Origin of the sequence: Streptomyces aureus (genome assembly GCF_000725495.1) — a bacterium.
In the GTDB taxonomy this organism is placed as follows: Bacteria; Actinomycetota; Actinomycetes; order Streptomycetales; family Streptomycetaceae; genus Streptomyces; species Streptomyces aureus_B.
Genome location: NZ_JNZD01000008.1, coordinates 104,500 through 129,747, shown reverse-complemented (window position 1 = coordinate 129,747; position 25,248 = coordinate 104,500). Strand labels below are relative to the sequence as shown.

Below are 25,248 nucleotides of genomic sequence, written 5' to 3'. Positions count from 1 at the left end.
ACACCTAATATCTGGTCATGGCAGAGGGTGGAGCGATGAGACGGGCGGAGACGGGCGGGCCGGCGTACTGGGAGCCCGGGAGCCAGATCCTGTGGCGGTACCGGGAGAACGCCGGCGACCAGGTCCACATCTGCCGCCCCGTGACGGTCGTACGGGACGACTCCGAGCTGCTGGCCGCGTGGATGGCGCCGGGCACGGAATGCGTGAAGCCGGTGCTGGCGGACGGCTCGCCGGTGCACGGAGAGCCGCTGGAGTCCCGCTACACGAAGCCTCGAGCGGTGCGGCGCGACCGCTGGTTCGGGACGGGCGTGCTGAAGCTGGCACGGCCGGGCGAGCCCTGGTCGGTGTGGCTGTTCTGGGAACAGGGCTGGCGTTTCAAGAACTGGTACGTGAACCTGGAGGCTCCGCTGACCCGTTGGGCGGGCGGGGTGGACTCCGAGGACCACTTCCTCGACATCTCGGTGCACCCGGACCGCAGTTGGCGCTGGCTGGACGAGGACGAATTCGCCATGGCGCAGCGGGCCGGTCTGATGGATGCTCGACTGGCGGCTCGGGTACGGGAGGCTGGGTGGTCTGCGGTGGACGTGATCCGTTCCTGGGGCGCGCCGTTCTCGGACGGATGGCAGCACTGGAGGCCGGAACCGGGCTGGCCGGTTCCCGTTCTGCCGGATGACTGGGACCGTACGCCCGCGCACGTGTCCTCATGAGACCCTTGATGCGCCCCCGTGGTACAACCGTAGGATCGTCTTCCGCAAGGGCACACCGCAGCAACAACTCCCGCAGGATGAGCCGGGCTTGACCATATGTCACCGAGGGGCGGCAGGACGTGAGCGAGGGGTACGAGGCGTACGGCGGCGTGGCCGGCCAGGGACCGGTCGCATCGCGCGGGCTCGCCACCACGGCCGGACGGGCCGGGTGTCGCCCGGCGGGCGGGACTTCGCGGACATGCCCCGGGGCTCCGGCCGTCGCCCCGGTGCCCGCACGGGCCGTTTTCGGCCGCCTGGAGGGCCTGCCGAACCGGGCGGCGGAGGTTCGCGCCCTCGGTTCCGGACCTGACGACACGCAGAATCCGTTCCTGGGGCACACATTCCGGGTATCGGGGCTGCGGGAAGAACTGTGCGCACGGCGCGCAGCCCCGGACGGATGGACTCGACACGCGTGACCGAGCACCCCACCTCGCACGAGCGCCGGCAGAGTGGCGCCGGCCGGCCGCCCGCCCCCGCGGACCCTCGCGGGGCGCTCCTGCGTACCTCGGAACCGCCGTCCCAGCTCCCTGGTCCCGGCGCGTTACCGGTACAGGCCCGCACGGGCGACGCGCCGCGCGCTTCGGGCGCGTCCAAGCCACGCGGCAAGCGCGGGAAGTCGGGCGGACAGGTGTCCGCCGACGCCGGCGTGTCCGCGTCCTCGGGCACGGACATGTCCGCGTCCTCGCCGGCCTCCTCGGGTCCCGGGCCCGAGCACTCGCAGCCGTCGGCGGCCGAGCCCGACACGCACCGGCCGCGGCCGGCTCCCGAGGGCATCCCGATCCAGCCGGACGCCGAGCAGGGCCGGGCCCCGCGGCCCGGCGGCAAGGAGCGGCGCAGCGGTCAGGGCGTGCCGCAGGGCGGTCCGATGCCGATGCGGCGGGACGGGGACCGGCTGCGGTTCGTGGGCGCCGCGACCCGGCGGATCGCCCGGGGCATCGACCTCGACGAGATCGTGATGGGGCTGTGCCGGGCGACCGTGCCGACGTTCTCGGACGCGATCCTCGTCTATCTGCGGGACCCGCTGCCGGTCGGTGACGAACGGCCGACGGGTCCGCTGGTGCTGCGGCTGCGGCGCACGGACCGGATTCCCGAGGAGCGGGACACCGAGAGCGGCTTCCTGCCGGCGCTGCGGCCCGAGCCCAGCGAGCTGTCGGCGCTGTCTGCGGAGCTGTGCGAGGTGCGCCCGGGCGGTGCGCTGGCCGAGGTGCTGCGCGGGGTGCGGCCGGTGTTCGCGGACGCGCCCGCCGCGCGGGCCGCGCTGCCCGAGCTGCTGGGCGACGATCTGCCCGTGCCGAGCGGGCAGCGCGCGATCCTCGCGCCGCTGCGCGGCCGGCGCCGGGTGATCGGCGCGGCGCTGTTCCTGCGCCGGCCCGAGCGGCTCGCCTTCGAGGCGGACGACCTGCTGGTCGCGGCGCAGCTCGCCACGCACAGCGCGCTCGGCATCGACAAGGCGGTGCTGTACGGCCGTGAGGCGTACATCGCCGACGAGCTCCAGCGCACGATGCTGCCCGAGACGCTGCCGCGGCCCACCGGGGTCCGGCTGGCGTCCCGCTATCTGCCGGCCGCGGAGACGGCCCGGGTGGGCGGCGACTGGTACGACGCGATCCCGCTGCCGGGCAGCCGGGTCGCGCTGGTCGTCGGTGACGTGATGGGCCACTCCATGACGTCGGCGGCGATCATGGGCCAGCTGCGGACGACGGCGCAGACCCTCGCGGGGCTCGACCTGCCGCCGCAGGAGGTGCTGCACCACCTGGACGAACAGGCGCAGCGGCTCGGCACCGACCGCATGGCGACCTGCCTGTACGCCGTCTACGACCCGGTGTCGCACCGGATCACGATCGCCAACGCGGGCCATCCGCCGCCGGTGCTGCTGCACCTGGGCGGGCGGGCCGAGGTGCTGCGGGTTCCTCCGGGCGCCCCCATCGGTGTCGGCGGGGTCGATTTCGAGGCGGTGGAGCTGGACGCGCCGGCCGGGGCGACGCTGCTGCTGTACACGGACGGTCTGGTGGAGTCGCGGCTGCGTGACGTCTGGACCGGGATAGAACAGCTGCGGGAGAAGCTCGCGGCCGTCGCGGCGCTGACCGGGCCGGATCATCCGCCGCCGCTGGAAGCCCTGTGCGACGAGGTGCTCGACATGCTCGGCCCGGGCGACCGGGACGACGACATCGCGCTGCTCGCCGCCCGGTTCGACGGGATCGCTCCGAGCGATGTCGCGTACTGGTTCCTGGAGCCGGAGGACGCGGCGCCCGGGCGGGCCCGGCGTCTGGCCCGGCGGGCCCTCGCCCGCTGGGGCATGGAGGATCTGACCGACTCGGTGGAGCTGCTGGTCAGCGAGGTCGTCACGAACGCGGTGCGCTATGCCTCGCGGCCGGTGACCCTGCGGCTGCTGCGGACGGACGTGCTGCGCTGCGAGGTCGGCGACGACGTGCCGCAGCTGCCACGGCTGCGGCAGGCGCGCGCCACGGACGAGGGCGGCCGCGGACTGTTCCTGGTGAACCGGATGGCCCGGCGGTGGGGGGCGACCCGCCTGAGCACGGGAAAGGTCGTCTGGTTCGAGCTGAACCGGAACTGACCGGGCACCCGTCCGGACGGGCAGGGCTCGGCGAACGCGGTGGACACGGCGGACGCGGTCACGAAAAGGAGGAGGGCACCCGGGTTCCGGGTGCCCTCCTCCTCGCGTCGGCCCTGCGGCGCTACTGGTTCGCCTGGCCGAACGGGTTGTCCAGGACGTCGCCGGTGGGCGAGGTCGTCGGGGTGGACGGGGCCGTCGTCGTCGGAGCGGTCGTCGTCGGCTCGTTCGACGGACTCGGCGGGCTGCTCGTGGTGGGCGGCTGCGTCGTCGGCTCCTCGGTCGTCGGCGTCGAGGACGGCGTGCTGGACGGCGTCTGGGAGACGGTCGGCAGGTCGGTCGGCGCGACCGCCGCGCCCGACGTGGTGTTCAGGTCGAACTTGGTGACCTCGCCCATCGCCGCGAAGGTGTAGGCCGCCCAGATCTTCGCCGGGAAGCCACCGCCGTTGACGCGCGCCACGCCACCCGCCCCGTACATCGGGACATGGGCGTGGGTCTTCGGGTCCTCGCCGAACAGCAGTACCGAGGTGACCAGCTTCGGCGTGTAGCCGGTGAACCAGGCGGACCTGTTCTTGTCCGACGTACCCGTCTTGCCGGCGACCTGCTGGCCGTCGCGGGCCGGGTTGTTCGCCACGGACTCCCTGGCCGTACCGTCGTCGACCACTCCGGTCAGCACCGAGGTGACCGTGTCGGCGGCCTCCTCGGGAATGACCTGCTCGCCGATCGGGTCGGGCATCTTGACCGTGCGGTCCTTGTGCTCGACCGAGGCGACGATCGTCGGGGTGACCTGCTTGCCGTGGTTGTCGAGCGTGGCGTAGGCGCCGGCCATCTCCAGCGGGCTGGCGCCCATGGAGCCGAGGGTCTGGGCGGGGACCGCCTGGAGGCCCTTGGTGTGCATGCCGAGCTTGCCCGCGACCTTCAGCACCTCGTCCATGCCGACGTCGACGCCCATCTGCGCGAAGACGGAGTTGATGGACTTGTTCATCGCGGTCTGCACGGTGACGGGGCCGTAGCTGGCCTCGTCCTCGTTCGGCGGCGCGAAGCCGATGTCGCTGCCCACCACGGGACGGCGGTTCGTGCCGTCGTAGACCGTGTTCGCGGTGATCGGCCTGCCGGACTGCGTCTTGGCGTTCTCCGCCAGCGCGGCCGCCAGGATCATCGGCTTGAACGTCGACGCGGCCTGGTAGTCGTCGCGCGTGGCGTTGTTGTAGAAGTGCTTGAAGTAGTCGATGCCGCCGTACATGGCGAGGACCTTGCCGGTCTTGGGATCGACCGAGACAGCACCGGCCTGGATGTCGGCGTCGACCTTGCGCTTCTTCGCGTCCAGCTTGCCGGTGAGCTGCTGCTTGACCGTCTTCTCGAGCAGGGCCTGCTTCTTCTTGTCGATGTTCAGCTTGATGGTCCAGCCACCGCGGTCGATCAGTGCCTTGGCATCGTCCAGGTCGGCCGCGGCGCCCTGGGCGACGAGCTGCCTGGCCACCTCGTTGTTGGCCGTCTCCACCAGATAACCGAGCTGGCCCTCCATGCCGGGGGCGCCCTTGGGCTCCTTGGGGACCGGGAACTTCAGGCCCGCGCGCTTGCCGGCGTCGATCCAGTGCATCTCGACCATGTTGTCGAGGGTGTAGTTCCAGCGGGCCTGGACGAGCTTCTTGCCGGTCTTCGAGGCGACCGCCCAGTCGTACTGGCTCGGGGCCTGGAGCAGCGAGGCGAGGTAGGCGCCCTGCGCGACGTTCAGGTCCTGGGCGTCGACCTGGTAGTAGGCCTGCGCCGCGGCCTGGATGCCGTACGCGTTGCGGCCGTAGTAGCTGGTGTTGATGTAGCCCGCGAGGATGTCGTCCTTGGACTTCTTGCGGTCCACCTTCAGCGAGATGACCATTTCCTTCAGCTTGCGCGTGACGGTCTGGTCCTGGCTGAGGTAGTAGTTCTTCACGTACTGCTGGGTGATCGTCGAACCACCCTGCTTGCCCTTGCCGGAGAGGGTGTTGATCAGACCTCGGGCGGTGCCCTTCAGGTCGATGCCGGAGTCGTTGTAGAACGTCTTGTTCTCCGCGGCGACGAACGTCTTCTGGACGCCCTTGGGCACCTTGGAGAGGTCGACTATCTCGCGGTTGACCTTGCCGGTGCGGGCCAGCATGCCGCCGTCGCGGTATTCGTAGATGTTGCTCTGGCGGCGCGCGGCCTCGTTGCCCTCGGGCACCGGCACGATCATGTACAGCACGATGAAGCCGCCCATGCCGAGCAGGCACAGGCCGAGGAACGTCCCGAGGATCGTCTTCCAGTTCACGAACCGGCGTATGCCGGTGCGGCGGGGCTTGCCGGCCGCCTTCGCGCCGGGCCCGGGGGCCGCCGCTTCATGCCCAGACGAGCTCTGGGGCGCCACGCGGCGGCCCTGCGCCTGCCGCGCTCGTCTCTCGTCAGCTCGTCCCATGGGTCGATCCGCTCCGCTTCTCTCTCGTGTGGCACACAAGTTCGCCGGTCAGGTCAGCTCAGAAAGCTAACACCGCGCCCTATGACAAAGGGGCGTCGATCCGGTCTTTTCCGGACGTGACAATCAGCACGCCCCCAGTGCACCCCCACTGAATGCGACGAGCAGGAGGGGCAGAAGGTTGCCGCGAGGAATGAAGTGTGAGCACTCGGACAGGACAGGGGCGGTTCCCGCACGGCGGGGACCCGTCCCGCCGCCACTCCCTCACCGCGCGCCCCACGGCCCCTCTCCCGTACCGGGCGCGTCCGGCGCCGGGGCCGCGGGCGGGGTGCCCGGCCCGCCCGCGGCCCCGTGCGCGGGAACGCGCCGCGCACGGCATCGGCCGGGGGCTTCCGCCGCCGCCCGGCCCTCCCGGGCTGCTCCCCGGCGCCGCCCCGCGCGCCGTCCGCCACGGTCCCTCCTCGGCCCGAATCACCCCCGGAGGGCCCTGAGAAGCAGGCGCGGGGGCCGGTCCGGCGCCGTCGGGCGGGACGGTTCCAGAACCGTGACAATCGGCCGCGACCAGCCGGTTCACCCCGCCGGGACCACCCTTTCGCCGACCTCTGCACGGCGTGTATACACGCCGTGTATACGCCGTGTGTAGAGTGCGGGGCATGTCCATCGGTCACACCCTTCTGGGGCTCCTGGAGTCCGGGCCGCGTCACGGTTACGACCTGAAGCGGACCTTCGACGAGAAATTCGGTCACGACCGGCCGCTGCACTACGGCCAGGTCTACTCGACGATGTCGCGACTGCTGAAGAACGGGCTCGTCGAGATCGACGGGATCGAGGCGGGCGACGGGCCCGAACGCAAGCGGTACGCGATCACCGAGGCCGGGGTCACGGACGTGCAGCGCTGGCTCGCGACGCCGGAGAAGCCCGAGCCCTACCTCCAGTCGACCCTCTACACCAAGGTCGTCCTCGCCCTGCTGACCCGCCGGGACGCGAGCGAGCTCCTCGACACCCAGCGTTCGGAGCATCTGCGGATGATGCGCATGCTCACCGAACGCAAGCGCAAGGGCGACCTCGCCGACCAGCTGATCTGCGACCACGCCCTGTTCCACCTGGAGGCGGACCTGCGCTGGCTGGAGCTGACGGCCGCGCGCCTCGACAAGCTCGCCGAGGCGGTGACGGCCCGATGACCGCTCCCACCCCTCCCCCGGGCTCCCTGCTGACCGCCGCCGATCTGCGCAAGACGTACGGCCCGACCACCGCGCTGGACGGTGCCGCGTTCTCCATCCACCCCGGCGAGGTCGTCGCGGTGATGGGCCCCTCCGGCTCCGGCAAGTCCACCCTGCTGCACTGCCTCGCCGGCATCGTCACCCCCGACTCCGGCTCGATCACGTACGACGGCCGCGAGATGGCGACGATGAACGACGCCCAGCGCAGCGCGCTGCGCCGCTCGGAGTTCGGGTTCGTCTTCCAGTTCGGCCAGCTCGTCCCGGAGCTGAGCTGTGTCGAGAACGTCGCGCTGCCGCTGCGGCTGAACGGCACCGGCCGCAAGGAGGCCGAGCGCACCGCGCTGTCCTGGATGGAGCGCCTCGAGGTCGACGACCTCAAGGGCAAGCGGCCCGGTGAGGTCTCCGGCGGTCAGGGCCAGCGGGTGGCCGTCGCCCGTTCCCTGGTCACCAGCCCCCGGGTGCTGTTCGCCGACGAGCCGACCGGCGCGCTCGACTCGCTCAACGGCGAGCGCGTGATGGAGCTGCTGACCGACGCGGCCCGCTCGACGAACGCCGCGGTCGTGCTCGTCACGCACGAGGCGCGGGTGGCCGCGTACTCGGACCGCGAGGTCGTCGTGCGGGACGGCAGGTCCCGGGACATGGAGCGGATCGTATGAGTGCCCGCCAGTGGTCCCGCGACCTCGCCATGGGTGCCCGGTTCGCGGTGACCGGGGGCCGCGAGGCCTGGGTGCGCGTCCTGCTCACGGCCGTCGGCGTCGGGCTCGGGGTGGCGCTGCTGCTGCTCACCACCGCGCTGCCGAGCGCGCTGGCCTCCCGGCACGACCGGGAGAGCGCCCGCAACGACATGACGTACGGCTCGGTGGTCGCGAAGAAGTCGGACCGCACGCTCGTCGTCGCGGACGCGGACACCACCTTCCGCGACACGGACGTACGCGGCCGGCTGCTGGCGCCCGACGGCCCCCGGGCGCCGCTGCCCCCGGGTGTGTCCGCGTTCCCCGCGCCCGGCGAGATGGTCGTCTCGCCCGCGCTCGGCCGGCTGCTGAAGTCGGCCGACGGCAGGCTCCTGCGCGAGCGGCTCGACCGCCGGGTCACCGGCACGATCGCCGACAGCGGGCTCGTCGACCCGCACGAACTCGCCTTCTACGCGGGCGCCGCCGGTCTGGACCCCACCGGCACGAGCACCGGCCGGATCGAGCGCATCGGCACGTTCGGCACGGCCGTGCGGTCCGAGGCGATGGACCCGGTCCTGGTGCTGCTCGTCCTCATCGTCTTCGTCGTCCTGCTGATGCCGGTCGGCGTGTTCATCGCCGCCGCCGTACGGTTCGGCGGCGAGCGGCGCGACCGGCGGCTCGCGGCGCTGCGGCTGGTCGGCGCGGACGGGCGCATGACCCGGCGGATCGCGGCCGGCGAGGCACTGGCCGGGGCGCTGGTCGGACTGGTCCTCGGCGCGGGATTCTTCCTGGCCGGACGTCAGCTGGCGGGCCTGGTGATGGTCTTCAGGATCAGCGTCTTCCCCGGCGACCTCGATCCGTCGCCCGCGCTGGTGGCGCTGGTGGCCCTCGCGGTCCCGGCCGCCGCCGTCGCGGTGACGCTCTTCGCCCTGCGCGGTGTCGTCATCGAACCGCTCGGCGTGGTGCGCACCGCGCGGCCCTCGCGGCGCCGGCTGTGGTGGCGGCTGCTGCTGCCGCTGGGCGGCCTGGCGATGCTGTACCCGATGATCGGGCAGGGGCGGTCCAACGGGGACTTCAACCAGTACCTCGTCATCGGCGGTGTCCTGCTGCTGCTGGTCGGCATCACCGCGCTGCTGCCCTGGGTGGTCGAGGCGGTCGTGGCCCGGCTGAACTCCGGCGGGGTGGCCTGGCAACTGGCCATCCGCAGGCTGCAGTTGAGCAGTGGTTCGGCCGCCAGGCTGGTCAACGGGATCGCGGTGGCGGTGGCCGGCGCGATAGCCCTGCAGATGCTGTTCGCCGGGGTCGACGACGACTACACCCGGGTCAACAAGAACGACCTCACCCGGGCCCAGATGTCCGTCGACGTGCCCGCCGGCGTTCAGCTGGACGGGGCGGTCCGGCGGCTGTCCGGGACGAAGGGCGTCACGCACACGGCCGCCCTGGGACGCACCGACGCGGGCGACGGGCGCAACGAGCCCTCGACCTCGTCGTCCGTCACGGTCGGCGACTGCGCGGCCTTGCGGGAGACGGCCGTACTGCCCTCCTGCAAGGACGGTGACGTCTTCGCGGTGGAGAACGCCGACTGGGACACCGGCACCGCCAAGCTCGACAAGCCCGGCACCGGTCTCTATCTGAACCCGTCCTACGGTTCCAGCAAGGGCCGGGAGATCGCCTGGAAGGTGCCCGGGGACATCAAGCGGGCCGGGTCGCGCACGGACCCGTCGGGCAGCGAGTACGGCGGCTTCCTGTTCACGCCCGGCGCGCTGCCGGAGCGGGCCGCGTCCGTGATGCGCCAGACGGTGTACCTCGGGCTCGACGAGTCGGTGCCGGACGTCCGCGAGCTGGTCCGCAACACCGCCGCGACGATCGACCCGCTGACCACGGTCAACACCTGGACGGCGACGAGCCAGTCCCGGAAGTTCACCTCGATCCGCACGGGTCTGTCCGTCGGTGCGACCTGTGTCCTCGTGCTGATCGGCGCGAGCCTGCTGGTCTCCCAGCTGGAGCAGCTGCGCGAGCGCAGGAAGCTGCTGTCGGCGCTGGTCGCCTTCGGCACCCGCCGTCGCACGCTGAGCCTGTCGGTGCTGTGGCAGACCGCGGTCCCGATCGCGCTCGGGCTCGCCCTCGCCGCGATCGTGGGGCTCACCCTCGGCACGGTCCTGCTCAAGATGACGGGGACCTCGGTGCACGTGGACTGGGCGAGCGTGCTGTCGATGACCGGGATCGGCGCGGGGGTCGTGCTGCTGGTGACCCTGCTCAGCCTGCCGCCGCTGATCCGGCTGATGCGGCCGGAGGGACTGCGCACGGAGTAGGAGGCGGGGCGGGCGGGCGCGCGCAGCGGGACGCCTTCCGCGGCCGGTGCGCCCCTCCGTGGCCCGTGGCCGGTGGCCCTCCCGTCCGGGGAGGGCCACCGGCCCGCGTTCAGACGCTGTACTCCTTGACCACGCGGCGGACCTGGGCGAAGAGCATGCCCACGTTGACCGACTTGCGGCAGACGACCACGGCGACCACGTCCTGCTGGTCGCTCATGCGGATGAACAGATGGGTGAGGTTGTCGCTGTTGACGAGGATCTCCTGGAAGAAGTGCGAGTCGGACTCGATGCCGCGCCGCTCCTTGAAGACGTCCTCGATCATCTGGACCGTGCGCCCCTGGAACAGGTCGAGCGTGGCGCCCGCGAGGAGGTCGAGGACCTCCGGCGGATGGTTGTCGACCGTCTCGTAGCTCAGCAGCATGCCGGTCGACATGTCGACGGCTCCGGAGGCGAGGCAGTCGGGGGCGTCGGTCCGCAGCGATTTGACCAGACCCATGATCTGGTCGGAGAACCCCGGCGTCATTCGCTTGGTGGCCATGTCGTCATACCCCTTCGGTCGCGGTGTCGTTCAGGGCTCCGACGAGTGCGTCGGGTGCGGGTGCCGGAGCTCCGGCGGCTTTGGCCGGGACCTCGGCGAGCGGATCGGGGCCGGTCCCGGTGAGGATCGCGCCGATCCGGCCGAGGGCCGGCCGGGTCAGCTCGTGGAGCCGTTCGAGGTCGATGCCCTCGTCGCCGAGGACGATCATCAGGGCGGTGTCGCCGACCGCGTAGAAGGCCGCGAGACCCTGGCTGCCGTAGGTGACGGTCTGGCGGAACGCTCCCCTGGCCGTCACCGCGGTCGCGCGGCGCGCGATGCCGAGGCCCGCGGCGGCGATCGCGGCGAGGCTCTCGGGGTCGATGGTGTCGGCGGTGTCGGCCGCGATGAGCATTCCGTCGGCGGCCGCCACCGCCGTGTCGGTGATTCCGGGCACCCTTTCCCGGAGTTCCCTCATTTCCCTAGCCAGTGCCTCGTGATTCATATGTCGAACTCCCTGGTCATGGTGCGCATGTGATCGATGGCGGGTCCCCGGAATCGGGTACCGGATTCAGGTGCCGGAATCGGGGGTCCAGATCCGGTGCTTCAGCCGGAAGAATCCTTTCCAGCTCACCCCGGCCCTTTCCGGGGCGAGGGTTTCCGTGATTCCGCTCGCTCCCGGTTCGCGGCGCGGCAGCGAGGGGGCGTTCACCCCCGGCTCCCCGCGGGGCGGCGCGGGAGCGGCGGCCTCGGGCCACGGCCCGGACTCCGGATCGGGCTCCCGACCGGACTCCGGCTCCCGGCCGAGCCCCGGACCGGACTCCCGACCCGGCTGCGGGTCGGAGGTCGGGTCGTGCTGCGGGTCGACGTCCGGGCCCGACTGCGGGTCGGAGTCCGGGTGGTGCTGTGGATCGGCGTCCGGGCCCGACTGCGGGTCGTGCTCCGAGTCGGACTCCCGGCCGGATTCCGTGTCGGAGTCCCGGCCCGACCCCGGGCCCGGCTCCGGTTCGGACTCCGGCCGGGGCGCCGGGGTTTCCGTGGCGGCCACCGCGGAGGACAGGGCGGAGAAGACCTCCGGGTCCAGTGCGGGCGGGGCGCCGGCGGGGCGCTGCCGGAGTGCTCCGGTCGGCAGGTCCCGTACGGTGACGCGGGTGGCGGAACCGGAGTCCGCCGGCAGTTCGAGCAGCCCCTCGCCGAGCATGCGGGCCATCCCCACCGTGACGGTGTAGGCGCCGAGGCCGGTCGCGAAGGCGATGTCACGGGCGGTCCGACGGCCGTCGGCGTGGGCCAGCAACTCCTTCTGCGGCGGCGGGAGCTGCTCGCGTATCTCGTCCGGCACCGCGGCTGCCACCGGGCGTTCGCGGTCCGGCCGTACGGGCCGCGGCAGGGCGGCGACCGCCGCGAGCTTCCTCGCCGCGTCCGCCAGCAGCCTCCCGGGAGACTCCCCGAGGACGACCGGGGCGTACGGCTCGAAGGCGGCGTCGAGCGGGTCGCACGCCTCCACCTCGCCGGCCACGACGGCGAAGGCCGCGTCCTGCATCGCCATCATGCAGACGACCCGGAGCTGTGCGGCCCCCGCGTAACCGTGGGCGATCAGCCCGGCCTCGGGCCACCGGGTGCCGCCGGCCTCCCGGAGCAGTTCGGCCCACTGCTCGCCGCTGACCCGGCCGGAGCGCAGCAGCCGTGCCTCCGCTCCCGGGGCGCCGGGGGTCTCGACGGCGACGACACCGCCGTCGCGGAGATGGAAAACTCCTCCGGGCCGCCCGGACACCCGCAGTCTTCCCGTCGCCCGGCTGCTCTGGCATTCACCGAGCGCGCGCGACAGCAGGTCGTATCCGACCCTGCCAAGGGAATCCCGCACGCCCGACATCACTCCCCTTGGAAATTCCGGCACTTCGCACAGACGCCTGACGAGTCACCCTGAGGAGGCATGTGTACCAGCCGGGGTGGATATCCCCCGGGGGAGTCGCGTTACCTGACGGAAGTTGAAATATCCCTTCGGACAAGGGACTTCATCGGTCGACCGGATGACCGACTCTGCTCGGCGGTTTCAGGCTTCCGCGCCCAGCACCCTGACGGGCAGCGGCCGCAGCGCCTCGCGCAGGGCGTTCGCCAGTTCCCGGTACTCCGTGCTCCGGGCGGCGCCGGACCGCATCGCGAGCGCGATCCGCCGGGTGGGCGCCGGATCGGCGAAGTACCCGGTCAGGAGCTGGTTGCTGCGGGTCGTCTCGACCTTGACGGCGGTGCGCGGCAGCAGGGTCACCCCGAGCCCGCCGGCGACCAGCTGGACGAGCGTCGACAGGCCCGCGGCGGTGGTGGTCACGGGGGCGTCCGCGCGCCCGGCCTCGCGGCAGATGTCCAGGGCCTGGTCGCGCAGGCAGTGGCCCTCGTCGAGCAGCAGCAGCCGCAGTTCCCGCAGCGCCTCGCGCGGAATGCCCTCCCGGCCGCCGAGCCGGTGGTCGAGCGGGGTCACCAGGACGAAGTCCTCGTCGAACAGCGGGAGTTCGACGACGCCCGGCACTCCGAGGGGGACCGCGAGCAGCAGCAGGTCGAGCCGGCCGACCTGGAGTCCCTCCAGCAGGCTGGCCGTCTGCTCCTCGTGCACCTGGAGGTCGAGGTCGGGATAGCGGTCGTGGACGAGCCGCAGGACGGTCGGCAGGACGTAGGGGGCGACGGTGGGGATGACGCCGAGGCGCAGCACCCCGGTGAACGGCGCCCGCACGGCCTCCGCCTCCTCCATCAGCGCGCCGACCTCGTCGAGCACGGCCCGGGCGCGGACGGCGAGACGCTCACCGGCGGGCGACAGGAGCACTTTGCGGGTCGTACGCTCCAGGAGGGTCACGCCGAGGGTCTCCTCCAGGGCGGAGACGGCTCCGGACAGCGCGGGCTGGCTCATGCCGATCGCGGCGGCCGCGTCGCGGAAGTGCAGATGCTCGGCCACCGCGGTGAAGGCGCGCAGCTGCGCGAGGCTGGGGCTGCGGCGCCCGGCTCCCTTGCCGCCCGCCCTGCCGGTGGGGCTCGCCATGGCCGTACCTTTCGCTCCGGACCGGTTCACCGGCCGTCACTGATAGCCGCACCCGATCAACACGACCAAGTGTAGCTATTTCCCGAATCAATGCTGCCTGTGCCACCATCGTCGTCGTCCACCCCCCAGGGAAAACGCCCCCAAAAAGGGCTGACCCTATCTGCTAGGAGAGTTTGTGCTCACTGTCGGTGACAAGTTCCCCACGTTCGACCTGACCGCCTGCGTCTCGCTGGAGAAGGGTCAGGAGTTCCAGCAGATCGACCACAAGACCTACGAGGGCAAGTGGAAGATCGTCTTCGCGTGGCCCAAGGACTTCACCTTCGTGTGCCCGACCGAGATCGCGGCCTTCGGCAAGCTGAACGACGAGTTCGCCGACCGTGACGCTCAGGTGCTGGGCTTCTCCGGCGACTCCGAGTTCGTGCACCACGCCTGGCGCAAGGACCACGACGACCTGCGTGACCTGCCCTTCCCGATGATGGCCGACTCGAAGCACGAGCTCATGCGCGACCTCGGCATCGAGGGCGAGGACGGCTTCGCCAAGCGCGCCGTCTTCATCGTCGACCAGAACAACGAGATCCAGTTCTCCATGGTGACCGCCGGCTCCGTCGGCCGTAACCCCAAGGAGGTCCTGCGGGTCCTGGACGCCCTCCAGACGGACGAGCTCTGCCCGTGCAACTGGACCAAGGGCGAGAACACCCTCGACCCGGTCGCCCTGCTGGCCGGTGAGTGACCTTCCATGGCCCTCGACGAACTGAAGTCCGCGATACCGGACTACGCCAAGGACCTGCGCCTGAACCTCGGTTCGGTGATCGGCAACAGTGACCTGCCGCAGCAGCAGCTGTGGGGCACCGTGCTGGCCTGCGCCATCGCCTCCCGCTCCCCGCGCGTCCTGCGCGAGCTGGAGCCGGCGGCGAAGGAGCAGCTGTCGCCCGAGGCGTACACGGCCGCCAAGTCGGCCGCCGCGATCATGGCGATGAACAACGTCTTCTACCGGACCCGGCACCTGCTGTCGGACCCGGAGTACGCGACGATGCGCGCCGGTCTGCGGATGAACGTCATCGGCAACCCGGGTGTGGAGAAGGTCGACTTCGAGCTGTGGTCGCTCGCCGTCTCCGCGATCAACGGCTGCGGCCAGTGCCTCGACTCGCACGAGCAGGTGCTCCGCAAGGCGGGCGTCGACCGGGAGACGATCCAGGAGGCGGTCAAGATCGCCGCCGTGCTCCAGGCCGTCGGCGCCACGCTGGACGCCGAGGCGGTCCTCGCCGAGTAGTCCTCGCTCCCCCTGCGGCCCCCGCGCCGCGCGCACTGCAAGGGCCCCGCCCACCTCACGGTGGGCGGGGCCCTGTGCGTCGTCCGGGGCGCGGCGGTGCCGCGCCGTGTCAGCCCCGGTGGACCGGTGACGCGTCCACGGCGGTGGCTCCCCGGGGTTCCGGGGCGTGGCGCAGGTCCGGCTCGGCCGCGTACGAACGCAGGTACACCACCACCGTGTTGGTCACCGCGACCAGCGGCACCGCGACGACCGCCCCGCCGATGCCGGCCACCATGCCGCCCGCGGCCACCGACAGCACCACCGCGAGGGGATGGACGCGGACCGCGCGGCCCAGGATGAACGGCTGCAGGATGTGGCCCTCGATCTGCTGGACCGCGAGGACCACGAGGAGGGTCATGACGGCGACGAAGACGCCCTGGGTCACCAGCGCGACCACCACCGCCAGCGCCCCGGAGATCACCGCGCCCACGAGCGGGATGAACGCGCCGAGGAAGATGAAGACGGCGAGCGGGACGGCCATCGGGACCTTGAGGAAGTAGATGCCGAGGCCGATGAAGATCGCGTCGATCAGGGCGACGATCACCGTGCCCCGGACGTACGCGGTGAGCGTGCGCCACGCCCGCGGGCCCGCGCCGGCGACCCCGGGCCGGGCGGCGGCAGGGACCAGCTTGAGCGACCACTCCCAGATCCGCTTGCCGTCGTAGAGCAGGAAGAGGGTCGAGAACATCGTGAGCAGGATGCCGGTGAGCGCCTCGACGACCACCGTCACGCCCTGCAGGCCCGCCGACGTGATCTGGTCCGTGTTCGCGCCGATCGCCTCGCGGAGATTCTTCGCGATCTTGTTGATCTGCTTGTCGGTCACGTGGAACGGCCCCTTGAGGAGCCACTTGCGCAGCTCGTCGATGCCGTCCTGGATCTGGTTGGAGAGGTTGTCGATGTTCTCCTGGACCTGCCAGACCACGAACCAGCCGACCAGGCCCATGATGACGAAGCCGAGGATCGCGGTGAGCGCGGTGGCCAGCCCGCGCGGCACCCGGTGCCGGGTCAGCCGGGCCACCGTGGGCTGGAGGAGCGCGGTGATGAGCAGCGCGGTCACGAAGGCCAGGACGACGAGCTGGACGGCGCTGATGACCCGCATCAGCACCCAGACGGTGCCCGCGAGGATGAGCAGCCGCCAGCCGGCCTCGGCGGCGACCCGTACGCCCCACGGCACGGCGAGGGCGGGGTCGGGACGGTGGTGGGCCGGGACGTACCCGGCCGTCTGTTCCTCGGGCGGCCGCTGGACCGGGAGCGCCGACGGCTCGGCGTCCGCCGCCGCGTCCGGGGAGGACGCGGCGGACGCGGAGGGCGGCGCCTCGGTCCGGCCGCCGGGGGCGTCATGGGGGGCCGGCCGGTCGGGGCCGTCCCCGCCGTCGAGGGGGCCCTGGGACTCCAGCTCGACCTCGGCCCGGCGTTCGTCCAGCTTCTCGCCGAGTTCGGTGAGTCCGGCGCCGATACGGCCGATCCATCCTGGTACACGCGACATGATGCGTCCTTTTCCCCCGCTGCTCCCCACCACTCCCCCCTGGAGTCGTCGGGTCCGACCGTACATGGCCGAAGCCCCTCCCCCTAGGACGGGGAGGGGCTTCGCAAGGTTGAGCCGCCGGGTGGGGCGTGGAACTCAGTACCAGCTGTTGGCCTGCCAGAAGGACCAGGCGTCACAGGGGCTGCCGTACCGGCTGTTCATGTAGTTGAGGCCCCACTTGATCTGTGTGGCCGGGTTCGTCTGCCAGTCGGAGCCGACGGACGACATCTTGGAACCGGGCAGGGCCTGGAAGAGACCGTAGGCACCTGAGGAGGCGTTGACGGCCCGGTAGTTCCAGCTGGACTCGTGGTTCACGATGTTGCTGAAGCACTGGAACTGACCGCTCGGCACCATCTGCGCCGCCATCGCCTGGATCTGGGCGACGGTGTAGGAGGCCTGGACCGTGAAGCTGGAGGCGTCGCGCGTGGCGGAACGGCTGGCGGCCTTCTCGGCCTCCTTGCGCTCCTTGGCTTCCTGCTCGGCCTTCGCGGCAGCCTTCTGCTTCGCGACGGCGTCGTCGGCAGCCTGCTTGCGGGCGGCTTCCTCGGCGTCCTTCTTGGCGCTCGCGTCGGCGGCGATGGCCTGGGCGTCGGCCTGCTGTGTCAGGGACGCGGTCTGCACCTGGGCCTGCTGGCCGGCAGGTATGTCTGCGAGGAGAGTCGAGTCGCTCGCCGTCGCCTCGGCATCGTTCGAGGGCTGGGCGACGCTGCCCGAGGCAACTCCGACCACGCTTCCGACAGCGGTGACCGCGGTGGCCGAGGCCACTGCGAATCCCCGGACCGAAATCCGGCTCACACGGTTTCCTTCCAGCATCGCCCGTTTAGGTGACCCTCGCGGACGCAATCGTGCCCCTCGGCGCTGGCCTCCCAACTGCGGGGTCACGGGGAGACACGGGCCCGGTGGGCAACTCCCGCTCGGGGAGCGCCGCGTGGTGCGCGGGCGGCATACGACGTCTCTATGGAGTTCTGAGGTTCCGGTGTCGCCGTACCGCTGGGGATACAGCTGTGTCGTATGCGGGGCCTGACAGGAGTGAGACTCTAGCCGTAACCCGGCTCCGCACGGCAATTCCGTGTCGCGTGTGAAAGCTCACACCCCGTTTGCCACAGCTGTTTCCAGGAAACGCCAGCGCAGCAGTACGCCGCCCGGCTAGGCTCTTTCGCCTTTGCCGGACGGCGTCAACCAGCGTGTATCCCACACCCTTTGACCAGGGGGGACACCCCGGATCAGATCTGCCCGTCCTCCAGCATTTCGGTCACGAGGGCCGCAATCTGGGACCTCTCGGAACGATTCAGCGTGACGTGCGCGAAGAGCGGATGGCCCTTCAACTTCTCTACGACGGCGACGACTCCGTCGTACCGCCCGACGCGCAGATTGTCCCTTTGTGCCACGTCATGGGTCAGAACGACCCGTGAATTGGCGCCGATACGGGACAGAACGGTCAACAGGACGTTCCGCTCCAGGGACTGGGCCTCGTCCACGATCACGAACGCGTCGTGGAGCGAGCGTCCGCGGATGTGGGTGAGCGGCAGGACCTCCAGCATGCCGCGCGCGGTGACCTCCTCGATGACCTCGCGGCTGGTGACCGCGGAGAGGGTGTCGAAGACCGCCTGCGCCCAGGGGCTCATCTTCTCGGACTCGGAGCCGGGCAGATAGCCGAGCTCCTGCCCGCCCACCGCGTACAGCGGCCGGAAGACCATCACCTTCTGGTGCTGGCGGCGTTCGAGGACGGCCTCCAGGCCCGCGCACAGCGCGAGCGCGGACTTGCCGGTGCCGGCCCGGCCGCCCATCGACAGGATCCCGATGTCCGGGTCGAGCAGCAGATCGAGCGCGATGCGCTGCTCGGCGCTGCGTCCCTTGATACCGAACGCCTCACGGTCGCCGCGCACGAGCCGGACGTTGCCGTCGGCGGTGACACGGCCGAGGGCCTTGCCGCGCTCCGACTGGATCGTCAGCCCGGTGTGCACGGGCAGGTCGGCCGCTTCGGGGACATGGACGCGCCCCTCCTCGAAGAGGATGTCCACCTGTTCACCGGCCAGGTTCAGTTCGGACATTCCGGTCCAGCCGGAGGAGCCCGTGATGGCGAGCTCCGCGCGGTACTCCTCGGCGAGGAGACCCACGGAGGACGCCTTGATCCTGAGCGGCAGGTCCTTCGAGACGACGGTGACGTCGTATCCCTCGGCCTGGAGATTGCGGGCGACCGCGAGGATGCGGGAGTCGTTGTCTCCCAGGCGGTAACCACTGGGCAGGACGCTGGGGTCCGAGTGATTGAGCTCGACGCGTACCGTCCCGCCGAGGTCCCCGACGGGGATCGGGGAGTCGAGGCGGCCGTGCCGGACCCGGAACTCGTCCAGCAGGCGCAGTGCCTGCCGGGCGAAGTAACCGAGTTCGGGATGGTGCCGCTTGGCCTCCAGTTCCGTGACCACGATGATCGGGAGCACTACCTCGTGCTCGTCGAATCGGCTCACGGCATTCGGGTCGGCCAGCAGGACGCTGGTGTCGAGAACATAGGTGCGCCGGTCTGGCGTGCGGCGCTTTGTGCTGGTCACCACGGAAGGACGTACCCCCTCGGATGAGGTCGGGGAGCGACGAAGGAGAACTGGACCGGTGTCCGGCACCGATGCACGGGCCGAAAACCGGCCCTCCGCTTCGTCCGTGCTGACCGCACGGTCGGGCTGGTGCAAAGGGCCTCCCGGGCGGACGGCCCCGTGCCGTCCGCTGAGATACGACACCCGTGGTTCGGGCGTCGACCTGCAAGGCTTATGCCCTTCAACGAGCCAAGCCATGCAAGTGCATATGACGGCGCGTTCGTTAACTCCCGATGACGGGTGTCCCCGCCGGGTACCCCGGGCCTCGCGGGATACCCCTTTATTCAGCCTCCGTAGCGACGGTGTCGCGCCGCGTAGTCACGCAGGGCGCGCAGGAAGTCGACCTTGCGGAAGGCGGGCCAGAAGACCTCGCAGAAGTAGTACTCGGAGTGGGCGGTCTGCCAGAGCATGAATCCGGACAGCCGCTGCTCACCGCTGGTACGGATCACCAGGTCGGGGTCGGGCTGGGCCCCGGTGTAGAGGTGCTTGCCGATGAGGTCGACGTCGACGCGGTCGGCGAGGTCCTCCATGGAGGTCCCCTTGTCGGCGGCGTCGAGGATCATCGCGCGCACGGCGTCGGCGATCTCCTGGCGGCCGCCGTAGCCGATGGCGACGTTGACGACTATCCCCTCGACGTGCGCGGTGGACTCCTCGGCCTCCTTGAGGGCCGACTGCATGGCGGAGGGCAGGATGTCCCGCGTCCCGACGTGGTGCACCCGCCAGCGGCCGTCGGCCGCCAGGGTGCGGACGACGCCCTCGATGATGCCGAGGAGCGGACCGAGCTCCTCCTGCGGGCGGTCGAAGTTGTCGGTGGACAGCAGCCACAGGGTGACGACCTCGACATCGGTCTCGGCGCACCACCCGAGGAATTCCTCGATCTTGTCCGCACCGGCCCGGTGGCCCTGTGCGGTGGTGGAGCCGGCGGCCTTCGCCCAGCGGCGGTTGCCGTCCATGATGACCCCGATGTGCTTGGGCACCTGGTCGTGGTCGAGGTGGCCTTCCACCCTGCGTGCATAGAACCTGACCAGCAGACGGCGCAGGTTGTCGCGCAAGGTCACGTGTTGTCAGCCCCTCCGTGCGGATCGGACAGCCGCGCCCGAGCACAGTCCCTGTCCATATGGCGGTCCCCCGGGGCGAAGCCTACCCCCGCGCGGCGCGGGGGCTGCCGAGGGCCCTGTGCACCCTGACATAGGTTCGTCCTCATGAACGACCCCACTCTGTACCGGGCCGCGACGGAGCGGTACGACTCGATGGAATACCGGCGTACGGGCCGCAGCGGCCTCAAACTGCCCGCGATCTCGCTCGGCCTGTGGCACAACTTCGGCGACGACCGCTCGCTGGACTCCCAGCGCGCGATCCTGCGCCGCGCCTTCGATCTCGGTGTCACCCACTTCGACCTCGCCAACAACTACGGACCGCCGCCCGGCTCGGCGGAGCTCAACTTCGGCAAGCTGCTGAAGGAGGACTTCGCCCCGTACCGGGACGAGCTCGTCATCTCGACCAAGGCGGGCTACCTCATGCACCCCGGCCCCTACGGCGAGTGGGGCTCGCGCAAGTATCTGCTGTCGTCCCTGGACGCCTCGCTGCGGCGGATGGGCGTCGACCACGTCGACATCTTCTATTCTCACCGCTTCGACCCGGACACTCCCCTGGAGGAGACGATGGGCGCGCTCGCGTCCGCCGTCCAGCAGGGCAAGGCGCTGTACGTCGGTGTCTCCTCCTACAGCAGCGAGCAGACGGCGGAGGCGGCCCGGATCCTCACCGGCATGGGCGTCCGTCCGCTGATCCACCAGCCCTCGTACTCGATGCTCAACCGCTGGACGGAGGACGACGGGCTGCTCGACACGCTGGAGGCGGCCGGCATGGGCTGCATCTCCTTCGCGCCGCTCGCGCAGGGTCTGCTGACGGGCAAGTACCTCCAGGGCATCCCGGAGGGCTCGCGCGCCACCCAGGGCAAGTCGCTGGACCCGGGTCTGCTGAGCAAGGAGGTCGTACGCCGGCTGAACGGCCTGAACGCCATCGCGGAGCGGCGCGGCCAGTCGCTCGCCCAGCTCGCGGTGACGTGGGTGCTGCGCGACCCGCGGATGACCTCCGCCCTCATCGGCGCGTCCAGCGTGCGGCAGCTGGAGGAGAACCTGGCGGCGCTGTCGGCCCCGGAGCTCACGGCCGAGGAGCTGACGGAGATCGACACGTTCGCGGTGTCGACGCCGGGCACGAACATCTGGGCCGGACGGCGCTGAGTCACCGAAATCCGGGCCGCGCGGGACGGTCCGCCCGAGGGGCGCACGGGGGCGCCTGACGGGCGGGCCGCCGCGGGCAAGAAAAACGGGCCGGTCCGTGGGGGGGAGACGGACCGGCCCGAGGGGGGGTTTCCACCATAACCCTTCGTAAGTGATGCTGCGTGCATCCGCGTGCCACAACTACTCTCCGGAGTCGCCCGGCGACGCCGCGACACCCGTGGAACCATCGATTCCGGGTGTGATCATGGCTGAATCATGGCTGATTCAAAGGCAATCGCGGACGATCGACAGAGATCCAATGGGTCCACACCCCGTCCCGGGGCGTGTCGCCGACCGGGCCGTCCGTACTCCGGGCGGGTGATCCGCGTGGCGCCCCTCCGCTTGACGGCCGCGCTAGTTTCGCCCGCATGACCACCTTCACGACGGACCCGGCGGAGGGGACGTCCGCACCGGTGCCCCTGGAGGTCGCCGGCACGGCGCGCGCCCGGCGGCGGGGACTGCTCGGACGCACGGGGATCGAGGGCGCACTGCTGCTGACCCCGGCGAACTCGGTGCACACGTTCGGGATGCGGTTCGCGATCGACGTCGCCTATCTGGACCGTTCGTCACGGGTCCTGGCGGTACGCACGATGCGGCCGGGCCGGCTGGGACTGCCGCGGCCGCGGGCCCGGCGGGTCCTGGAGGCGGAGGCCGGGGCGATGGAGCGGTGGGGCGTGCGACGCGGCGCCCGGATCCTGGTCCAGGGCGCCTGACATCACGTCATCAGGCAGGGCAGCACCGCGCAGCCCCCTCCTCTGCGCGGTGCCACACGCGCAGCTTTGCTCACGCGAATTACCTTGGTCTGAACTTACGTCAGTCAAACATTTCTGGCGACAGCCTCCGGATAACGATGTGGACACCCCGTGCGGATCTTCCGGACACCGTGTGCCGTGCCGCCGGCACCCCTCCGCGGGCCGGTGGGACATCCCGCCCCGAGTGGTCCGCATGGTGAGGTTTTCGGTCAATCTGCGCGGGCCGGTCCGGATCAAGGCCCCCCGCCCCGCCGACCGGGACCCGAGGGGCGGGAGAACCGACGGAGGACTCCCGGGGAACACGGGGTGCCGGGAGCCTGAGGGGCGGGGGAAGCGGTGGGCCGGGTCCGGCCGGCAGGGGGCGCCGTACGCGTTCGGCGGCGAGGGAGGGCGCAGCCCCTCGGCGGCGAAGGACGGGGCCGGGTCGGCCGGGGGCATCAGCCTGCGGCGGCGAAGAGGGCGCTAGGTCAGCCGGGGGCGCACCTCTTCGGCGGCGAAGCGGACGAAGCCCTCGGGGTCCGGTTCGTCCGCGGTGGGTTGCAGGACGACCGAGTCGGCGCCCGCGTCCGCGAGACGCCGGACGGCCTCGGCGACGGCGTCCGCGTCGCCCGCGACCCCCAGCTCCCCGGTGGCGCTCCCGCCGTCGGCCTCGATCTCGGCGCTCAGCCGGGCCTCGGCACCGGCGCCGGTGGTGGTGTGCAGATAGACGACCACCCGGTGCCGCTCCTGCGTCCGGCCGGCGCTTCGGCGTCCCTCCTCGATGAGCCGGCGGGCCCGCCTTACCCCTTCGACGGTGGTCGAGGCGGTGAGGACCGTGCCGTCGGCGGCCTCTCCGGCGAGCCGCAGCGTCCGGGGGCCGGTGGCGCCGGTGAGGATCCCGGGCGCCTCGGACGGCGGCCAGTCAAGGGCGACGCCGTCGAGTTTCACGTACCGCCCGTCGGTGGTGACGCGCTCGCCCCGCAACAGGGCGCGCAGGGCGTCGAGATGCTCGCGCAGCAGTGTCATGGGCGACTCGGCGCGGGCCCCGACCTGTCCCATCCAGTCCTGGACGCCGTGGCCGACCGCGACGGTGGCGCGTCCGGGGAACAGCCGGTACAGGGTGGCGGTCTCCATCGCCGTGACGGCGACGTTCCGCAGCGGGACGGGCAGCAGGCCGACGCCCACCCGCAGTCGTTCGGTCCAGGCGAGCGCGGCCGCGGCGGCGGAGACGCCTCCTTCGAGGAAGCAGTCCTCCCACAGCCAGAGTTCCTCGAGTCCCGCCCCCTCCGCCTCGCGCGCGAGGGCGCGCAGTCGCTCGGGGGGCAGCTGGGGCCTGAAGACAACACCGAGGGACGTCATGCCGCCTTCCTACCCGGACGGCCCGCGGCGGACAACCGCTTTACGCGCCGCCCTCCGCGCCGGTGGTGCCGCCCGCGTCGGCGGTGGTGTCCCGCTCGTAGCGCAGGAGGGCGACCCCGTTGCCGAAGGTCCGTGTCTCGACGAGACGCAGGTCGGTGGGGGCCTCGGCCTGGGGGAACAGCGGCTTGCCCGCGCCGATGAGGACGGGGTGCACGTACAGCCTGATCTCGTCCACCAGGCGCAGCCGCAGGAACTCCGCGGCCAGGTCGGCGCCGCTGAGCCCGAGGTCGCCGCCCTCCTGGGCCTTCAGCGCCCGGATCTCCTCGGGCACGACCTCCCGGACGACCGTGGTGTGTCCGGTGCCGCGCTCCATCGTCCGCGAGAACACCACTTTGGGGATGTTGCGCCAGATTCCGGCGAACTCGGCCATCTCGGGGCTGACGTCCGGGTCCTTGTCGGCCGTCGGCCAGTAGGCGGCCATCAGCTCGTAGGTCACCCGGCCGGACATCACGGCGCCGAAGCCTCTGACCAGGTCGTTGAAGTGCTGGTGCAGCTCGGCGTCGACCCGGTGCCAGTCGATCTCGCGGTTCGGGCCCTCGATGTATCCGTCGAGGGACACCGACGACATCAACACGATCTTCCTCATGGCGGACTCCATCGACCTCGTGCGCGACCCGTTCGTCGGAGGAATGCTGCCAGGAGGCCGGGCGAGGGAGAAGGTGACGCGCTCGTCAGGCGCTGTTCCCGTCGGCGGCGCCCCTCGGGAAGGTCACCTCCACCCGGCGGTTCTTGCGGCGGCCCTGCTCCGAGGTGTTGTCGGCGATCGGGTAGTCCTCGCTGTAGCCCCGTACCTCGAAGGTGACGTCCGACTCCGCGGAGCCGAGGGCCGCGGCCAGCCGGTCGTGCACCTGTTCCGCGCGCTTCTTGGACAGGGTCAGGCCGTGCGCGTACGAGCCGAGGTTGTCGGTGAAGCCGAAGACGCGGACGGTCGTGGCATGCTGGGCCTTGATCTCGTCCGCGATCGCCTGGATACGGGACTGGGCGTCCGGGTTGAGCGTCGAGCTGTCCTTGGGGAAGAGGACCTCCGCCTGGAGCGCGAACGTGACGTCCGCGTTGGTGTCCTCACGGCGCTCCTCACCGCCGATGTCCTCCACGACCGACTTGATGTCCAGCACCTTGGCGGGCGCCAGGGTCGCTCCGTCGGCGAGCTTGAGCCCGGGGCTGTTGGCGTCGACGTCGGGGGGCGGGGAGGTGGTGACGCTGCCGGGCGGGGCACTGGGGTCGCCGCCGTCCGCGTGCGCGGGGCCCGGGAGGCCGAGGGTGATCAGTACGGCGAGCGCCGTGAACGTGGTCGCGGCGGCACGGGGCGGGAGGGCCATGGGTCAGCCCTCGGAGATCTCGATGGAGGCGGGTGGCATGGAGCCGACCTGGAAGTCAACGGCGGTGGTGCCGGCGGGGGGTGCGGGGAACTGGGCGAACCAGTCGGCCGACTTCCCGGCGTCCACGCCGCCGCCGTCGAACTTGGTGCAAAGGCAGCGTCCTTGGGTGTCCCGCAGGACCAGGTACTTCTTCTTGCCCTTGCTGTCGGTCAAGGAGGCTCCGGCCAGGGAGGCACCGTTCCGGCTCAACTCGCGCTCGTCACCCCGCCAGTTCGCGGCGACCCAGAACTGACCGCCGCTGTTGGTCACCGTCCCGCTGACGGTCACGAAGCCGCCCTGGTCCCGGACCGCCGACGTGATGGCCAGGGTCACGTCGCCGCCCTTGACCTCGGCCAGCACTTGGTCCTGACTCGCCGTCGGCGAAGCCTGCTTCGCATCGTCGCCGCCTCCCTCGTCCGACGAGGAGGTGGACGAGACGGCCTTGGGCTTGTCGCCGTCGCCTCCCCCGCCGCACCCGGACACCGTGAGGAGCAATCCGGTGCTGATCGCCACCGCGGCCACAGCCCTGCGGCCCTTCATGGTGTGCCGGAGATCCATCG

Annotated in this window: 22 protein-coding genes; 9 read left to right on the top strand and 13 right to left on the bottom strand. The window is 71.3% G+C overall.

Annotated elements, in window-relative coordinates; all coding sequences use genetic code 11:
- Positions 1 to 17: 17 nt before the first annotated feature.
- Positions 18 to 707 carry a cytidylyl-2-hydroxypropylphosphonate hydrolase gene (fomD, locus tag IO36_RS16300; RefSeq protein WP_078943238.1) on the top strand — a complete coding sequence of 230 codons (690 nt, stop codon included), beginning with the start codon at positions 18 to 20 and terminating at the stop codon, positions 705 to 707.
- Between the two features lie 436 nt (positions 708 to 1,143).
- Positions 1,144 to 3,318 carry an ATP-binding SpoIIE family protein phosphatase gene (locus IO36_RS16295; protein WP_209441213.1) on the top strand — a complete coding sequence of 725 codons (2,175 nt, stop codon included), beginning with the start codon at positions 1,144 to 1,146 and terminating at the stop codon, positions 3,316 to 3,318.
- Between the two features lie 121 nt (positions 3,319 to 3,439).
- Here IO36_RS16295 and IO36_RS16290 read toward each other — a convergent pair whose 3' ends face one another.
- Positions 3,440 to 5,743: a transglycosylase domain-containing protein gene (locus tag IO36_RS16290; RefSeq protein WP_037620646.1), complete on the bottom strand. Its 2,304-nt coding sequence runs from the start codon at positions 5,741 to 5,743 to the stop codon at positions 3,440 to 3,442.
- Positions 5,744 to 6,393: 650 nt separating this feature from the next.
- Between IO36_RS16290 and IO36_RS16285 the strand changes: the two genes are divergently transcribed.
- The 3 genes from IO36_RS16285 to IO36_RS16275 are packed head-to-tail and all read left to right on the top strand — an operon-like array spanning position 6,394 to position 9,943.
- Positions 6,394 to 6,921 (top strand): PadR family transcriptional regulator, encoded by a 528-nt coding sequence (locus tag IO36_RS16285; RefSeq protein WP_037620645.1) that lies wholly within the window; start codon positions 6,394 to 6,396, stop codon positions 6,919 to 6,921.
- On the top strand, positions 6,918 to 7,616 hold the full coding sequence (locus IO36_RS16280) for an ABC transporter ATP-binding protein (RefSeq protein ID WP_037620644.1): 699 nt from the start codon (positions 6,918 to 6,920) through the stop codon (positions 7,614 to 7,616). Before IO36_RS16285 ends, IO36_RS16280 begins: the two co-directional genes overlap by 4 nt.
- Positions 7,613 to 9,943 carry an ABC transporter permease gene (locus tag IO36_RS16275; protein WP_037620643.1) on the top strand — a complete coding sequence of 777 codons (2,331 nt, stop codon included), beginning with the start codon at positions 7,613 to 7,615 and terminating at the stop codon, positions 9,941 to 9,943. Before IO36_RS16280 ends, IO36_RS16275 begins: the two co-directional genes overlap by 4 nt.
- Before the next feature lie 109 nt (positions 9,944 to 10,052).
- On the opposite strand, the gene IO36_RS16270 is transcribed toward IO36_RS16275, so the two are convergent.
- From IO36_RS16270 to IO36_RS16255, 4 genes are all read right to left on the bottom strand, one after another.
- Positions 10,053 to 10,481, bottom strand: a complete 429-nt coding sequence (locus tag IO36_RS16270; RefSeq protein ID WP_037620642.1) for a hypothetical protein — start codon at positions 10,479 to 10,481, stop codon at positions 10,053 to 10,055.
- Between the two features lie 4 nt (positions 10,482 to 10,485).
- Complete coding sequence (locus IO36_RS16265) at positions 10,486 to 10,962, bottom strand: roadblock/LC7 domain-containing protein (protein WP_037620641.1); 477 nt, start codon at positions 10,960 to 10,962, stop codon at positions 10,486 to 10,488.
- A 66-nt stretch (positions 10,963 to 11,028) separates the two neighbouring features.
- The gene (locus IO36_RS44535; protein WP_209441212.1) at positions 11,029 to 12,318 is read right to left on the bottom strand and encodes a hypothetical protein; all 1,290 of its coding nucleotides are present in this window, start codon (positions 12,316 to 12,318) and stop codon (positions 11,029 to 11,031) included.
- A gap of 189 nt (positions 12,319 to 12,507) precedes the next feature.
- Positions 12,508 to 13,482, bottom strand: a complete 975-nt coding sequence (locus tag IO36_RS16255) for a LysR substrate-binding domain-containing protein (RefSeq protein WP_051900563.1) — start codon at positions 13,480 to 13,482, stop codon at positions 12,508 to 12,510.
- Between the two features lie 175 nt (positions 13,483 to 13,657).
- Here IO36_RS16255 and IO36_RS16250 point away from each other — a divergent pair, with 175 nt between their 5' ends.
- A complete protein-coding gene (locus IO36_RS16250; RefSeq protein WP_037620640.1) occupies positions 13,658 to 14,212 on the top strand; it encodes a peroxiredoxin in 555 nt (184 codons plus the stop codon).
- A 6-nt stretch (positions 14,213 to 14,218) separates the two neighbouring features.
- Positions 14,219 to 14,752, top strand: coding sequence for an alkyl hydroperoxide reductase (locus tag IO36_RS16245; protein ID WP_037620639.1), 534 nt, complete (start codon positions 14,219 to 14,221; stop codon positions 14,750 to 14,752).
- Positions 14,753 to 14,861: 109 nt separating this feature from the next.
- Here the strand turns inward: IO36_RS16245 and IO36_RS16240 are convergent, their stop codons facing one another.
- The 4 genes from IO36_RS16240 to IO36_RS16225 form a co-directional block, all read right to left on the bottom strand.
- Positions 14,862 to 16,277, bottom strand: coding sequence for an AI-2E family transporter (locus IO36_RS16240; protein WP_037620638.1), 1,416 nt, complete (start codon positions 16,275 to 16,277; stop codon positions 14,862 to 14,864).
- A 135-nt stretch (positions 16,278 to 16,412) separates the two neighbouring features.
- Positions 16,413 to 17,129: an aggregation-promoting factor C-terminal-like domain-containing protein gene (locus IO36_RS16235; protein ID WP_078943236.1), complete on the bottom strand. Its 717-nt coding sequence runs from the start codon at positions 17,127 to 17,129 to the stop codon at positions 16,413 to 16,415.
- A 410-nt stretch (positions 17,130 to 17,539) separates the two neighbouring features.
- The gene (locus IO36_RS16230) at positions 17,540 to 18,865 is read right to left on the bottom strand and encodes a PhoH family protein (protein ID WP_037620636.1); all 1,326 of its coding nucleotides are present in this window, start codon (positions 18,863 to 18,865) and stop codon (positions 17,540 to 17,542) included.
- Positions 18,866 to 19,185: 320 nt separating this feature from the next.
- Positions 19,186 to 19,959, bottom strand: a complete 774-nt coding sequence (locus tag IO36_RS16225; protein ID WP_037620635.1) for an isoprenyl transferase — start codon at positions 19,957 to 19,959, stop codon at positions 19,186 to 19,188.
- Between the two features lie 144 nt (positions 19,960 to 20,103).
- Between IO36_RS16225 and mgrA the strand changes: the two genes are divergently transcribed.
- Both mgrA and IO36_RS16215 read left to right on the top strand, forming a co-directional pair.
- Positions 20,104 to 21,141 carry an L-glyceraldehyde 3-phosphate reductase gene (gene mgrA, locus IO36_RS16220; RefSeq protein ID WP_037620634.1) on the top strand — a complete coding sequence of 346 codons (1,038 nt, stop codon included), beginning with the start codon at positions 20,104 to 20,106 and terminating at the stop codon, positions 21,139 to 21,141.
- A gap of 407 nt (positions 21,142 to 21,548) precedes the next feature.
- Positions 21,549 to 21,893 carry a DUF192 domain-containing protein gene (locus tag IO36_RS16215; RefSeq protein WP_037620633.1) on the top strand — a complete coding sequence of 115 codons (345 nt, stop codon included), beginning with the start codon at positions 21,549 to 21,551 and terminating at the stop codon, positions 21,891 to 21,893.
- A gap of 501 nt (positions 21,894 to 22,394) precedes the next feature.
- On the opposite strand, the gene IO36_RS16210 is transcribed toward IO36_RS16215, so the two are convergent.
- The 4 genes from IO36_RS16210 to IO36_RS16195 form a co-directional block, all read right to left on the bottom strand.
- The gene (locus IO36_RS16210; protein ID WP_037620632.1) at positions 22,395 to 23,270 is read right to left on the bottom strand and encodes an LLM class flavin-dependent oxidoreductase; all 876 of its coding nucleotides are present in this window, start codon (positions 23,268 to 23,270) and stop codon (positions 22,395 to 22,397) included.
- Between the two features lie 40 nt (positions 23,271 to 23,310).
- On the bottom strand, positions 23,311 to 23,916 hold the full coding sequence (locus IO36_RS16205; RefSeq protein WP_051900562.1) for a dihydrofolate reductase family protein: 606 nt from the start codon (positions 23,914 to 23,916) through the stop codon (positions 23,311 to 23,313).
- An 85-nt stretch (positions 23,917 to 24,001) separates the two neighbouring features.
- Positions 24,002 to 24,649, bottom strand: coding sequence for an OmpA family protein (locus IO36_RS16200; RefSeq protein ID WP_037620631.1), 648 nt, complete (start codon positions 24,647 to 24,649; stop codon positions 24,002 to 24,004).
- Positions 24,650 to 24,652: 3 nt separating this feature from the next.
- On the bottom strand, positions 24,653 to 25,246 hold the full coding sequence (locus tag IO36_RS16195; RefSeq protein WP_037620630.1) for a hypothetical protein: 594 nt from the start codon (positions 25,244 to 25,246) through the stop codon (positions 24,653 to 24,655).
- Positions 25,247 to 25,248 lie beyond the last annotated feature (2 nt).